Origin of the sequence: Sunxiuqinia dokdonensis (genome assembly GCF_001270965.1) — a bacterium.
GTDB classification, from domain to species: Bacteria; Bacteroidota; Bacteroidia; order Bacteroidales; family Prolixibacteraceae; genus Sunxiuqinia; species Sunxiuqinia dokdonensis.
In genome coordinates this window covers 36,180-50,659 of the sequence record NZ_LGIA01000195.1, presented here as the reverse complement: position 1 = coordinate 50,659, position 14,480 = coordinate 36,180, and the positions used below count along the sequence as shown (strand labels likewise).

At 46.7% G+C, this 14,480-nt stretch carries 8 protein-coding genes and 1 riboswitch; of the genes, 5 read left to right on the top strand and 3 right to left on the bottom strand.

Translation table 11 applies throughout. The features are described from left to right. The 3 genes from NC99_RS18300 to NC99_RS18290 form a co-directional block, all read right to left on the bottom strand. A partial coding sequence (locus tag NC99_RS18300; protein WP_157625062.1) for a FecR family protein occupies nucleotides 1–820 on the bottom strand: 820 nt, incomplete at its 3' end. Nucleotides 821–874: 54 nt separating this feature from the next. Then, a complete protein-coding gene (locus NC99_RS18295; RefSeq protein ID WP_082326567.1) occupies nucleotides 875–1,486 on the bottom strand; it encodes an RNA polymerase sigma-70 factor in 612 nt (203 codons plus the stop codon). A gap of 373 nt (nucleotides 1,487–1,859) precedes the next feature. Continuing rightward, complete coding sequence (locus NC99_RS18290; RefSeq protein ID WP_053187236.1) at nucleotides 1,860–5,102, bottom strand: glycoside hydrolase family 2 TIM barrel-domain containing protein; 3,243 nt, start codon at nucleotides 5,100–5,102, stop codon at nucleotides 1,860–1,862. A gap of 455 nt (nucleotides 5,103–5,557) precedes the next feature. Between NC99_RS18290 and NC99_RS18285 the strand changes: the two genes are divergently transcribed. The 5 genes from NC99_RS18285 (at nucleotide 5,558) to cobT (ending at nucleotide 14,353) form a co-directional block, all read left to right on the top strand. Next, nucleotides 5,558–8,857 carry a TonB-dependent receptor gene (locus NC99_RS18285; RefSeq protein WP_053187232.1) on the top strand — a complete coding sequence of 1,100 codons (3,300 nt, stop codon included), beginning with the start codon at nucleotides 5,558–5,560 and terminating at the stop codon, nucleotides 8,855–8,857. 217 nt (nucleotides 8,858–9,074) lie between these two features. Further along, nucleotides 9,075–9,280: riboswitch (cobalamin riboswitch) on the top strand. A gap of 88 nt (nucleotides 9,281–9,368) precedes the next feature. Next, the gene (locus NC99_RS18280) at nucleotides 9,369–11,291 is read left to right on the top strand and encodes a TonB-dependent receptor plug domain-containing protein (RefSeq protein ID WP_082326566.1); all 1,923 of its coding nucleotides are present in this window, start codon (nucleotides 9,369–9,371) and stop codon (nucleotides 11,289–11,291) included. Nucleotides 11,292–11,308: 17 nt separating this feature from the next. Continuing rightward, entirely contained in the window at nucleotides 11,309–12,412 is a 1,104-nt protein-coding gene (locus tag NC99_RS18275) for a DUF5074 domain-containing protein (RefSeq protein ID WP_053187226.1), read from the top strand. A 156-nt stretch (nucleotides 12,413–12,568) separates the two neighbouring features. After that, nucleotides 12,569–13,078, top strand: a complete 510-nt coding sequence (gene cobU / locus NC99_RS18270; protein WP_053187223.1) for a bifunctional adenosylcobinamide kinase/adenosylcobinamide-phosphate guanylyltransferase — start codon at nucleotides 12,569–12,571, stop codon at nucleotides 13,076–13,078. 243 nt (nucleotides 13,079–13,321) lie between these two features. Continuing rightward, on the top strand, nucleotides 13,322–14,353 hold the full coding sequence (cobT, locus tag NC99_RS18265) for a nicotinate-nucleotide--dimethylbenzimidazole phosphoribosyltransferase (protein ID WP_053187260.1): 1,032 nt from the start codon (nucleotides 13,322–13,324) through the stop codon (nucleotides 14,351–14,353). Nucleotides 14,354–14,480: the final 127 nt, after the last annotated feature.

Sequence of the window (14,480 nt, the reverse complement as noted above, 5' to 3'; positions counted from 1 at the left end):
GTTCCAGCTTTTTCGCAATTCGCTCAAAACGTTCATCGTAGAAGTTGAGTTCACCGTTTTTCCAGTCACCGGCAATGAGGTTTTCCGGGCTGCTAAATTCGAGTGATTCGGATTGCCGGTCCATTTTAACCAGCTGTCCAGGTGCAAGTTTGTGCTCGGTGTCACTTTTTTTTGTCATGAAGGTTACGATTCCTTCTTCCAGATGGGTGGTAACAAACGGGTCGTCATGATAAGCGCTGACAGCAAACCGGGTTCCGGTTACTTTGATTTGCGCATCGGATGTTGATACAAAAAAAGGATTGTCAGAATCCGAAACAACATCAAAATAGGCCTCACCGTCGAGCGAGACATAGCGGTCGCTTCCGATGAGATATTGGGTGTAAGTGAGTTTCGATTTGGCGTTGAGCCACACCTTTGACCCATCAGGCAAGCTGACTTCATTCACTTGGCCGGCATCAGTGATGTATTCGATTTGTTCAACCGGATAATGCTTTGCCCAGGAATAAAGTCCGAAGCCAATGGCTACAACAACCAAGACAACAGCCACATAACCAAGAAAGTTATTCTGAAAATCCCGAAAGTTTCGAAACGAGATTTTGCGCCATGTTCGGCGGCTGATGCGCGATGCAACATGCTCATCTTCCACTTTCATATTCCAAAACTCCTCAATTTGGCTAAAGTTGGATTTGAGGTCATTGCCTAAAACACGACTTTTTAATGAAGATGCTTCTCGCTTAGAGAGATCTCCCGCCAAATACCGGGCGAGAAGTTCATATGTGCTTGGTTTCGTATCCACTTTACACGCGTACATTTTGGTCATCAATTTTAAAGATGCATTTGGCGAAAGAATCCCCTAGCTTGATTCCGTTTATTTTTAAAAAAAATGAAGGAAAAGCAAAATCGTTGTTGAAATCACCTTTTTCAGCTGATCCAATTCCCGCTGATTTTCACGCGATAGTATGGTATCGATTCGTTCAATTGCAGCAGCAATGTGGTTCTCCACGGTTCGGGTTGAAATATTCATCAAAAGCGCAATTTCCTTGTATTTTAGTCCGTTGATTTTCGCCAGCGTGAAGATCATTTTGTTTTTTGCCGGCAGCTGCGCAATGCTTCTGTTGATGAGCCCCATCGTTTCTTTGTCTATCAGTATTGTTTCCGGGCATTGTAGTGGTTCAAGCTCGAAGGTATCAATCTCGTCCAGAGTCAGATGGGGCTTGTTGTTTTTTGATCGAAGATAGGTCAGCGAGTTGTTTCGGACTGCTGTGATGAGGTAGGATCGGATATTATGAATTCGACCGATATTCTGTCGTTCATTCCATAATCTGAAAAAAATATCGCTCACAATTTCTTCGGCAACCTCTTTCCGTTTCACAAGTCCAAACGCAAAAATATACAGCTCGGTCGAAAAGTGTTCGATCAGTTTAGTCAGGGCAGCCTCCTCATTCATTGATATCCCAGCAAGTAATATATCAATACTCTTGTCCATTGGCAACAAATCTATTTTCTAAGCACAAGCAATACGCACAAGCAACAGGCAATTTGTTGGTTTCGGCTAGGTCCGTAAAGGTAAAATTTTTTCTTTTCCCTCCTACAGCTTATGTTTTATGTCATACCTATCCTAGGCTGCCTTCGAAACAGACACTTATTTTAGATCTTTGTATTCACCTGACGACCAGACACCTACTCGTTTGTTTCAAAAGCTGTCCCGAATTAAAGTACAAAATACTGTTATAAAGCATCTGATTTTTTTTCACACCCATATAATTCATCTGGCTCTTTTCCTCGTCCCTGTACCAAAAAAAATCCCTGGCAGACCAAAATTCTGCCAGGGATTTGCCTCGGAGTGAGGGTTATTAGTACTAGTTGAGTTTCATCTTTGCATTTTCAATGGGATTAACGCCTGTGGTCATTGGGCGCATCCGGAAGGAATAGCTGTAACTTCTTTTGGTCAGACGGTATTGTTCGTGTGTCCAGGCACCCCAGCTGTTGTCGCCACCAACGCCCATTTGTTTGTAGTCGATATTCACCGAGGTCAGATCGCGCGGCTTGACGTCGGTTGTGTGACGGTTCACAACCTCCACTCCTTCAATCTGACGTCCGTCCGTGCGTCCCGGTGATTCAAAATCTTCCATGATGTTGTGGTGCGCACTCACTGACAAAAACGGTTGTCCCACGAAGAGCAGGCCATTTCCGGCATCATTGGTGATCGTCATCCAACGGACATCGGTTTTGTTGCCGTTCTCCTGTGGGCGCAGATAAGCCCAATATTGATCAGCAACTGAGCCGGAATACTTGCCGACGAAAGCCGAGGTTTTACGATCTTCGTACGATTCGTGCGGTCCGCGCCCAAACCAGCTCATTTGGTCAAACTGGCGAGGCATCTGCAGGTTCATGCCCATGCGGACAATCTCCGGCAGCTCGTCTTTTGTCATTTCAAACTGATTGTTGACCACGACATCGCCACTGCCATAAACGGTATAGCTTGAACTGTAGTCGGCAATTTTTTCCCCTTGCTCATTGGTCAGGTCAAATTTGAAATCGACCACCACTTGGTTGGCTGCTTTTTTAGTCAGCTTGACGGAATTCACTTTCCGGTTTTCGCCTGCTTTCCGCCATACGCGGCTCCGTTGATCCAGGCCATTTCCGTAATCATTGTCGATTGGTGCACGCCAGAAATTCGGAATCGGGCCTTCTTTCAGCAATTCAGTTTCTCCCGATTGGAAACTGCTCAATACGCCAGCTTCCTTATTGAAAGTCAGGCTAAAGCCTTCGCCCTGAATGGTGATTTCAGAATCGGTCTCACTGGCTGTCATAGATGGAAAATCGGAAGTATCGGTCTTTTGGACAGGCCTGTATCTCGGCGCTTCGATCAAAAGTGGGATAAAACTGGCCAGCACGATTTGTTCGGCAGCCAGCTCATAATTGGCAGGAACCAGTCCCTGGGCCGCTTTTGTTTTTGCAGAGAAGTTCAGGAAATATTCGGTGCCCGGTGCCGGGTCGATGGAATAATCCAGGTCAACTTCGAGTCTCGCGCCGGGAGTTAGTTCAAAGTTGACAAGCTTTCCTTCTTTAATTGTCTGTCCATCTTCCATAATGCTCCAGCTGATATCCAGCTCAGACAAGTTGGTGAAGGTGTATTTGTTTTCAATTTCAACAGTACCCTTTTTCAGGTTTACAGGGGTGAAGCCGATGTTTTGATAAACTTTCTTCACTTCCAACAGGTGCGGTTTAATTCCGCGATCCGGATCAACCAGCCCGTTGTTGCAGAAGTTGCCGTCGGATGGAACCGTGTCCGGGCCAAAGTCGCCGCCGTAAGCCCAAAATTCTTCACCTTCATCGTTCGTGGTCAATAATCCTTGGTCAACCCAATCCCAGATGCAGCCCCCTTGGAGGACATCGTAGTGTTCAATCACGTGCCAGTAATCTTGCAAATTGCCGACGCTGTTGCCCATGGCGTGGGCGTATTCGCACTGAATCATCGGTTTGGAAGGATTCGACTTGGCGTAGTTTTCCATGTGCTCGATTCGTGCGTACATCGGGCAATTGATGTCCGTGTTTTCGCCACCGTGTGCTTGTTCGTACTGAACCGGCCGGGTGGAGTCTTGTTCTTTCAGGTAGTTGTAAGTAGCCATGAAATTGACGCCGTTTCCGGCTTCGTTGCCCAGTGACCAAATGATGATGGACGGCTGGTTTTTGTCGCGCTCGAACATGTTCTTGGTACGATCCAGGTGGGCTGTGCCCCAAACCGGGTCTTTGGCCAGCGATTCTTCTCCGTAGCCCATGCCATGCGACTCGATGTTGGCTTCGTCAATCACGTAAAGCCCGTATTGGCTGCAGAGTTTGTACCACAGTTCGGGCTGAGGGTAGTGCGACGTACGAACCGTGTTGATGTTGTGGGTTTTCATGATCTCAATGTCTTTCAACATGGTTTCCTTGTCCACCACATGGCCGTTTACATCGTGGTGCTCGTGCAGATTGACTCCTTTCACATAAATGGGCTTTCCGTTGACCATTAGCTGGGCATTTTTAATTTCAACTGTGCGAAAACCAACATCCTGACGAAGAACTTCGATGGTGTTGCCCGCTTCATCTTTCAGCGTAAGCAGCAGCAAGTATAAATTCGGATGTTCAGCTGACCATTTTTTCACATCGGCAAATGTCTCTTCAAACGAAACTGTTTCGCTGGGGTTGGCCAGTTCGATTGCTTGTTCAAACGATTTGACAGTGGTGGCGCCATCAAACAATTCGGCTTGCAAAGTCACTTGTTGTGCCGCATCCGACGAATTTCTCAGCTCCACATCCAAGGCAAATGTTCCATGCTGGTAGTTTTCGTCCAGTCCGGCGGTCACCCTAAAATCGTGAATGTTTTGCTTGTTACGCGCCATCAGAAACACGTCGCGGGTCATCCCGCTCATGCGCCAAAAATCCTGATCTTCGAGGTAGCTGGCATCGCTCCAGCGGAAAATCTCTACAGCAAGCGTGTTTTTTCCACCTTTTAGCTTGGGTGTAATGTTGAACTCGGCAGGCGTTTTGCTGTCTTCGCTGTAGCCCACAAATTCTTCATTCACCCAAACATTGATGGCCGAACTGGCGGCCCCAAAGTGCAGGATGATGTCTTTTTCTTTCCAGTCTGAAGGAATGGTAAAGGTTCGTTTGTAAGATCCTACCGGGTTGTAATGATCCTGAATGAGCGGAGGCGTTTTGGCATGCGGATATTTGACGTTGGTATAAATGGGGTAATCAAATCCTTCCACTTCCCAATTCGAAGGAACTTTGATTTCGTCCCAATCGCGCGTATCGTAGTCGTTTTTGAAAAACCAATACGGACGTTCGCCCGGATTTTGTGCCAGATGAAATTGCCAGGTGCCGTTCAATGAAAGCAGCATGGGCGATTCCCATTTTTCATCGGCGATGGCCTGTTCGGCTGTTGCGTAAGGAATGTAATGCGCCCGGGGTGCTTCCTTGTTGATTTGAACGATTTCAGGATCTTCCCAAGGTTTTGGGTTGGGTTCTTCAAAAGGAACATCTTCATACTTGCTGGTACATGAAAATCCTAGGAGAAGAACGAAAAGTAGCGTAATTGAGTAGTAGTAGCTTTTCATTTTTCAGAATTTAGATTGTTAGCCTAACCGGTTGGTACTGGTAGGTATGCAAAAATCTTAAAAATTACCTTCAAATCCAAGTGGAAACAGAAAATTTATAGCGAATCAATTTTTCCGGTATTTTCTGAAAAGAAGACCGATGCGTTTTTTCCAGCACCCGCTTTTGTGTTTGCCCTGCGGAGACTGTTGTTTGAGCCGATTTTTCAACAGCAAGCTGAATGTCAGGCGCTTTTGCTTGAAGGAAAACTTATTCACAAAACACTTGAAAGATATAAACAGCTGACAATATCTTGGTCTTTGTCGGCCAATAAATTTGTACTTTAAAAGACTTAACGAGGTCCGTTTCATACAAGGTGCCTTAATTGTCGTAATTCCTTAACAAAAAAGTTACAGGTTGTTAATTATTGACAAGTATGTTTTTGTGTTATTTGTAATAAATCTTAATCTATTGTTCTATGAAGACAAAAATGAAAAATTACACTTTACTCTTTCTTTTCATGCTGCTGGCATCTTCGCCGGTGCTTTCACAAATTACAACGGCTGGAATGACCGGAACAGTGAGCACCGAATCAGGCGAAAGCCTCCCGGGAGCCACGGTACTGGCCATACACGAACCATCAGGCAGCCAGTATGGTACCATCACCAACAACGAAGGCCGGTTCGATTTGCAAGGGATGCGGTCAGGCGGGCCCTACATCGTGGAAGTATCCTTTGTTGGTCACCACAAAGGAACTTATGCTGATATTCGGCTGGCGTTGGGTGAAACGTTTATTTTAAATGCAAAATTGAAGGAAAGTTCGGTTGATGTTGGCGAAGTGGTTGTGCTGGGAGCAAAAGCTTCGCCTTTTCGCACAACCAAAACGGGTGCCACAACAAATATTTCGAACGAGCAGATGAACGCCATGCCCACCATTAACCGAAGCATCTCGGATATTGCCCGCATTTCGCCCTATGCCAACGGCATGAGCTTCGCCGGAGGCGACGGCCGTTCGACCAATTTCACGGTTGACGGGGCTAATTTTAACAACAACTTCGGATTGAGCTCAACGCTTCCTGGTGGTGGTAATCCCATTTCGCTGGATGCCATTGAAGAAGTTCAGGTGGTGATTGCCCCTTTTGATGTCCGCCAAACGAATTTCATTGGTGGCGGTGTCAATGCCATTACCAAATCGGGAACCAACACTTTTAAAGGCTCGGCCTACCACTACTTCACCAATCAGGATATGCGGGGAAACCGGATTGGAGACGTTGACTTTGGAGCACGCGACGAAGAATCGACAAAAACGTACGGCGCCACGTTTGGAGGCCCAATCATCAAAAATAAATTGTTCTTTTTTGTGAATGGCGAATACGAAATACGCCCGGGACAAGTGGTTACCTGGAGGCCGTCGGAAGATGGCACAGCCAATACCGATTTGTCGCTTTCGCGCACAAGTGTGTCGGACATGGAGCGGGTTCGGCAACATTTGATTGACAATTATGGCTACAATCCAGGTTCGTACAGCAGCTATCCGGCTGACGAAAGCAACAAAAAGCTGTTGGCCCGAATTGACTGGAACATCAATGACGCCAACAAGGTGAGCTTGCGCTATAACTACACCAAAAATCAAGCCTGGAACCCCACTAACGGGAATTCAACCGACGGGGGTTTCCGAAACAGGAACATGGACCGGATCTCTCAATACTCCATGGCTTTTTCAAATTCCATTTACTCGATGGATAACATTGTCAACTCGTTTTCCTTCGATTTGAACAGCCGTATTTCAGAAAAATTCTCAAACCAATTCCTGTCTACTTACACGAAAATCCAGGATGTCCGTGGATCAGAATCGTCGCCATTTCCTTTTATCGATATTATGAACGGCGTGACCGGAGACGGGCAACAAATTCTTGAACCCTACCTGTCGGCCGGTTACGAATTATTCACCTGGAACAATGGCGTAAACAACAACATCTTCAGCATAATCGACAACGCCACTTTCTATTTGGGCAGTCACAAGATTACCGCTGGTGTAAGTTTTGAACACCAAATGGCCAATAACTCCTACATGCGAAATGGAACGGGTTATTATCGCTATGCCAGCATCGACGATTTTTTAAACCAGGCTGCACCCCGGGATTTTGCCTTAACCTATGGGTATGATGGTGAAAAAAGTCCGGCAGCTGAAGTGGCATTTAATCAGTTTGGCTTGTATGCCCAGGATGAATGGAATGTGAATACCGATGTTAAATTAACTTACGGTATTCGCGCCGATTACCTGAAATACGAGGACAACATTATTCGGAACAATGCCATTTATGAATTGGATTTTGGCGGCAAAAAAATTGATACCGGCGAATGGCCCGAAGCCAAAGTTCAGCTTTCTCCAAGAGTGGGTTTCACCTGGGATATGAAGGGCGATCAAAGTATGAAACTGCGCGGTGGTACGGGAATATTTGCGGGTAGGTTGCCCCTGGTGTTCTTCACCAACATGCCCACCAATTCAGGCATGGTGCAAGGCAGCTATGCAGCAGTGACGCGCTACGATTCGGAGGGCAATGTAACCAGTGCTGATCCTGTTTTGGCATCGTTGGCCGGCCCCATGATGACCGATGTCGGCGAAATGATCTCACGTTTGAATCTTCAAAATACCATTAGTCCCGAAGATGGAGCCCTGCCACGCGATGTGAACGCGATCGATCCTGATTTCAAAATGCCACAGGTGTGGAAATCGTCTTTGGCTCTGGATCTTAATCTACCGGTCTCTTTCCCCATGTCAGTCACCGTTGAAGGAATCTATACCAACAACATCAATGGGGTGATGCTGAAAAACTATAACCTGGAACAACCCGACAATAGCTGGCAACGTTTTAACGGCCCCGATAACCGGTACATTTATCCGGATAGCGAAGAGATCACCTATACTTCAAAGAACGCTTATGTTTTAGCGAATACGGATGAGGGTTGGGGTGCAATCGGAAACATTACCCTGAAAGCTGAGCCAATTGAAGACTTGAGTTTAATGGCTGCCTATACCTATACCGAATCAAAGGAAATTTCGGGCATGCCGGGGAGTAACGCAGCATCGGCCTACAATGGTCTTGTTACCGTAAACGGACCGCATTTGCCTGAAGTCCAGCGTTCGCAATATGTGGTGCCAAGCAAAGCCATTGCATCTGCATCGTACAAAATTCCATGGTTGAACAACACGCTTAAATCGGCTACGATCGTTAATTTGTTTTACTCCGGATATTCAGCCGGCGGGTATAGTTTTACCTATACAAACGACATGAATGGCGATGGTTATGCTTCCGATTTAATTTATATTCCAAGTGCTAAAGGGGAGATTAATTTTGTGAGTGCCGCCGATGAAAATGCTTTCTTTGAATTTGTGGAGCAAGATGACTATCTGAAAAAGCACAAAGGAGAATATGCCGAAGCAAACGCTGCCAGAGCTCCTTGGGTACATCGGTTCGATTTGCGCCTGGCACGTGAATACTATGTGAAGATTGGAAATACAACCAACACTTTGCAGTTCAGCCTTGATTTCCTGAACTTTGGCAACCTGCTGAACAACGAATGGGGAGTTGTTAAGAACATGTTTGAAGCCAATAACGGACAGATTTTGAGGTATGAAGGCGTGGACGCCAATAATGTTCCCAATTTCTCCATGGTGAAAGATTCCGATGGAAACTATTTGTCAAAATCCTACTCAACTTACTACAACTACAGCCAGAACTGGCAACTGCAGGTAGGTGTACGCTATATTTTCTAGCGGATCAAGGAAAATTAGCGGTCTGATAAAAAAAGAGGCTGTCCGAACTTAACGGGCAGCCTCTTTTCAATTCAGGAAAAACCGGGAAGCTTATGCGAAGGACTTCCCGGTTTTGAAAAAAAACTCAACTGTGCGAATTTTAGACTGAAAATCTGGCGTTTCGTTTAACGATCGGTTTTTTTCTTTTTTTTAGTAGGAAGTTTGGAAACAAAATCTCTACATTTGTCACGGATTTGGTTCCAACGATCCGGCAACTGCCAGATCAGGATCAAAAGGGAATCCGGTTAGAATCCGGAGCTGTACCCGCAGCTGTAAGCCTCGAATGATCTTTCTGAAACCCCAGCCACTGTCCGGCAACTGACGAACGGGAAGGCATCAGAAAGAGAGGTGAGCCAGAAGACCTGCCAAAATCCTATTGAATATTTAACAAAGGCTTCGGGAATAAAGCTAGTGAAATGTAATCGCGTATCTTTCACAAATCTTATCCTAAGCTCATTCTAATTTTTTAGTAATGAGAAGGTTTATTTTATCAGGACTATTGGTCCTTCTGTTTGGTGGGCTTGATGCGCAGCAGCCCAGCGTGGCCGACACCATTTTGTTGCATGAGGTCACATCGTATGCACCGTACAAAAAGTACCAGGCCGGTGCCAAAATGGAAAGCATTTCGGCTGAGCAAATGCAATTTGCTCAAGCTGGCGGCCTGGATAACCTGCTGATGCGTTTCACTCCCATTTATGTGAAATCGAATGCAGGCGGCCTGTCAACCATTCGTTTGCGCGGCACGAGCCCCAATCACACCTCCGTCAATTTTGGCGGTATCAATGTCAACTCCCTTACTTTGGGACATTCCAACATGGCATCCGTTCCTTCTTACCTATTTGATGGTTTGGATTTGCAATACGGCAGTTCATCGGCTGTCAATGGCTCCGGATCAATTGGCGGCGCCATTTATCTGGGTTTGCAAAACAACTGGACCGATGGCCTGAAGTTGAAAACCACCATCACGCAAGGTTCATTCGGTGAGCAGCTTTACGGAGCAAAAATATTTGCCGGAAACGGGAAGTTTGAGTCCGTCACTCGCCTGTTCTACTTCAGCAAAAGGAATGATTTCCCTTTTGAAAACCCTTACACCGGCGATGTGGAAAACCGCGATCCGGTGAAAGACCGACAAAAAGGAGCAGCTGTCGAAAACAGGGGGTTGATTCAGGAGTTGAACTACCGGTTTCATCCCGATGAATTCATCACATCAGCCATCTGGCTGGAACAGGATTGGCATGAGGTACAGCCCAACATGCCCACCAACCTGAATTTGAAAACTTTGGAAGAGTTGGACAACCAACATGTCAGGATTTGGTCCGAATATCAAAACAACAAGCGTTCGTTGAACTATCGGGCTGGCGTCGGCTACGTGCATGACGTGCAGGTTTACGACAGCATTACAGAACAACGCATTGGCACCGACCGCCTGATCTCGGAGCTGGAGCTCAAGCAGGATTTCAATCCCGGATTGGGTTATAAAGCTGGCGTAAAATACCGGTACATCGTGCCGGATGTGTACGCATATTCAGAGGAAGTGATTGATTCGGAACAGCATCTGGATGCCTATTTTTCAGCTTTCTTTACTGCCTGGCAGCGACTCAAGCTTACGCTTAACCTGCGTCAATCGTTTGTGACCAACTTTTCCGTTCCATTCACCCCTTCGCTCGGCGCCGAATACCGGCTGTTTACGAATGAAACGTCGATCTTGAAGCTGAGTTCCGCAATCGCCAAAAGCTTCCGCGTGCCGACTTTCAACGACCGTTACTGGGGAACGCAGGGAAATCCCAACCTGAAAGCGGAAGATGGAATGAGCTATGAAGCAGGGCTGAGCTATATTTACTGCGATGCCGGCTTTCAATCGGAACTGAAGCTGAACGCCTTTTATATGGACGTGAAAAACTGGATTGAATGGCGGAACTTTGGCGTGTGGCAAGCCCGAAACCTGATGGAGGTGGTCAGCAAAGGGATTGAATTACAATCGAATACCGACTGGCAATTGGGAGCAACAGACCTGAACTTCAAACTAAATTATAACTTCAACCCGGTAGAGGCTGTGGAAAATATTTCGGAGACCGGGATCACGCATCGCCAGTTGATCTACGTTCCAAAACACATGGGCAATGCCTTTCTGATGGCCACCCGCAAACAGTGGCAAATTTATATTGACGGCACCTACACCGGCAGCCGCTTTTCCGACGACTTTGGACATGAGCTTGATTCGTATTTTTTGACCAACTGTGGACTCTTGCGGTCGATCAATTACAACAGCCAACAGTTCAAGTTATCTTTCTCGGTTCAAAACCTGTTCGATGTGGATTACCAAAACCAACGGTATTATGCCATGCCCGGACGAAGCTTCCGAATCAGTATTTCATCCAATTTGAATATTCTTTAAACTAAAATTTATACCTCATGAAAAAGTTTTTGAAATACTTTACTGTTCTCTTTTTCGCACTGGCCGTGCTGAGTTCCTGTAATAAAGACGATGACGAGCCGGATCCGTTTCCCAGTAATCTGGTGAAAGGAGCTTACATCATCAACTATGGCAATTATGGTGATGGCGGGGCAAGCATTTCCAAATATGATTATGGCACGGATGCATTGACCAACTTCTATTACCAGCAGCAAAACCCCGGATTGGAATTGTTGTCCAATATTCAGTATGCCTACGAATACGATGATCAGATTTTTATGATGGGAAACAACCCGGACCAGATCATCACGGTTGACCCCTTATTTGAGCAAACAAAAAATGGGGTCACTGATCAAATCACCAAGCCCCGGGCTTGTGTGGCCAGTGGTGACTACTTGTACGTTTCTTGTTGGGGGGAGCCTGATGCGGGTTGGAGTATCATGCCCAATTCCTATATCGCCAAATACAACATCAAGACGCAAACGGTTGAGGAAACGATTAGCCTGCCTGGCGGTCCCGAAGGTGTTGAGATTGCCAATGGCAAATTGTACGCTGCCTTAAACTACAAAGACAGCGTGGCGGTGATTGATCTTGATAACCAGGCGATTTCCTACATTGTTACGCCTGCCGTTAGTTCTTATTTTTTAAAAGACAATAGCGGCAATTTGTACGTTTCGCTGGTCAACACCTATTCAAGTCCTTCCGAAGAAACGGGTCTGGGGTACATCAATACAAGCACCGATGAACTGACGACTGTTTACAGTTTGCCGAATGTGAGTTACGAATACGCGTCAATCATGGTGACGGATGTTGATCAATCAAAAATTTACGTGATTACTTCTGAGACAGATGAAAACTGGAATGTGACCGGTGCAGTTTCTGTATTTGACGTTGCCACAAAAACCTTTGAATCCGAAAAGCTGGTCAGCGGTCTTTCGGGCCCACGAGGGGTGGCTGTCAATCCAAACGATGGGAATATCTATGTTTTTACCGGCGAAAGTGTGACCGGAGCTGGATTGATGAAAATCTATGATCCATCCGGAGAACTGATTGACCAGAAGACCGTCGGTGCGTCACCCAACATGGCCATTTTTCTCGATTAAATAATGATGCAACTTGTTAAGAAAATCAGATAGTTGTATTGCACAAGAGGCGACTGAAATTTCAGTCTGCCTCTTGCTTTGTTTATAGCCACAATTCAGCAGTACGCGTTGCAAGAACTTGGAACTTGAAACTTGAAACCTGAAACTTTTTAAACGATGGCAAGCATCACATTCATCACCGGAGGAGCCCGCTCAGGGAAAAGCAGTTTTGCTCAACGACTGGCTGAAGCGCAATCGGGAAAGCCCGTCTATTTAGCAACCGCCCGTATTTGGGATGAGGATTTTGCCCAACGCGTTAAACGCCATCAGGATGATCGCGACCAACGCTGGCAAACCGTGGAAGAAGAAAAAAACCTGTCGAAGCATGATTTTGGCGGACAGACGGTTTTGCTGGATTGCATCACCCTTTGGCTCACCAACTATTTTCACGACTGCGGTTATCAATTGGAAGAAGCACTTGAAGCTGCCAAAGCCGAATGGACTCAATTCGCCGAACAAGAGATGAACCTGATTGTCGTTAGCAACGAGCTCGGCATGGGCGTTCATCCCGAAAATGAAATGGCCCGCAAATTCGCCGACCTGCAAGGCTGGATGAACCAGTTTGTCGCCGCGCAAGCTGACACCGTTTACCTGATGGTTTCAGGAATTCCGGTGAAAATAAAGTAACCCTGAAAAGGGTTAAAGAATTTAGCCCAGGGAAAACGAAGAAGGAGTGTCGACCTGGGAAGAAGCATGCAAAAGCGGAATCGTCCGTGCGCAAACCTGTTGAATAGAACCGGAGATCATTCGGACGAAACAGGAATAACGGAATAGAAAATAGCGATTCCAGGATGATGACAAATGACCAATTATCCAATAACTAATTATCCAATGACCAATGACTATTCAATGACCATAAATGACAACCAAATGACTTCACTAAGAAAACAACTCCAACACAAGATCGACTTGAAAACCAAGCCGCTCGGGGCACTCGGCCAGCTGGAAAAAATAGCCCTGCAATTGGGCATGATTCAAAACACGCTTGCTCCTGAATTGAGAAAACCGGCCATTCTGGTGTTTGCTGCCGATCATGGGCTGACCGATGAAGGCGTAAGCCCCTACCCCAAAGACGTGACCTGGCAAATGGCCATGAACTTCTGTACTGGCGGTGCGGCCATTAGCGTGTTCTGTAAGCAAAACGACATTACCCTGAAGGTGATCGACGCGGGCGTGGACTACGATTTCCCGTCCGGCACCCCAATCATTGATGCCAAAGTGGCCCGTGGTTCCAGGAATATGATGCTGGAACCGGCTATGACTGCGGAGGAATGCCGCCAAGCCATGAAACAGGGCGCCGCGTTTGTGCGGCAGGAAGCCCTGGCCGGTTGCAACACCATTGGCTTTGGCGAGATGGGCATTGGCAACACCTCGCCCTCTTCTTTGCTGATGCACCGGTTTTTGAACCTGCCCATTGAAACCTGCACCGGAAAAGGTGCTGGCATGGAAGGTGAAAAGCTGGACCACAAAACCCGGGTGCTGAAAGCGGTTTCGAAAAAATACAACCCGCAGACCCCGGAAGAAACGCTGGCAACCTTTGGCGGCCTGGAAATTGCCATGATGGTGGGCGCCATCCTGGAAGCCAAAAAGCTGGACATGGTCATTCTGATCGATGGTTTCATCGCGACGGCAGCCACTTTAACAGCCATTCAGTTTGAGGCTTCGGTTCGTGAAAACTGTCTATTCTGTCACGCTTCCGAAGAACAAGGGCACCAATTGATGTTGGATTACCTGGGCGCCAAACCGGTTTTAAACCTAGGTATGCGACTGGGCGAAGGGTCCGGTGCAGCGGTCGCTTACCCCGTCATCAAGGCAGCAGCCACTTTCTTAAACGAAATGGCTAGCTTTGACGAAGCGGGCGTGTCGAATAAAGAAGAAAATACGGAAGTGCAACGTTCATAAGTACAGAAGTTTTTTTGAAACCCTGAGGGAGAGAGGGGGAGAAAGTGAGAGGGTGTGAGGAGGAGCGTGTGGGACGGTGAGATATGGAGGGAAAATGTGAGGGCGAGCACGGCTGCAAGATCGTCGA

Coding starts and splice junctions, on each gene's coding strand:
- NC99_RS18275 (WP_053187226.1), top strand. CDS start 11,309: ATGAAAAAGTTTTTGAAATACTTTACTGTTCTCTTTTTCGCACTGGCC.
- NC99_RS18295 (WP_082326567.1), bottom strand. CDS start 1,486: ATGGACAAGAGTATTGATATATTACTTGCTGGGATATCAATGAATGAG.
- cobU (WP_053187223.1), top strand. CDS start 12,569: ATGGCAAGCATCACATTCATCACCGGAGGAGCCCGCTCAGGGAAAAGC.
- NC99_RS18280 (WP_082326566.1), top strand. CDS start 9,369: ATGAGAAGGTTTATTTTATCAGGACTATTGGTCCTTCTGTTTGGTGGG.
- NC99_RS18285 (WP_053187232.1), top strand. CDS start 5,558: ATGAAGACAAAAATGAAAAATTACACTTTACTCTTTCTTTTCATGCTG.
- cobT (WP_053187260.1), top strand. CDS start 13,322: ATGACTTCACTAAGAAAACAACTCCAACACAAGATCGACTTGAAAACC.
- NC99_RS18290 (WP_053187236.1), bottom strand. CDS start 5,102: ATGAAAAGCTACTACTACTCAATTACGCTACTTTTCGTTCTTCTCCTA.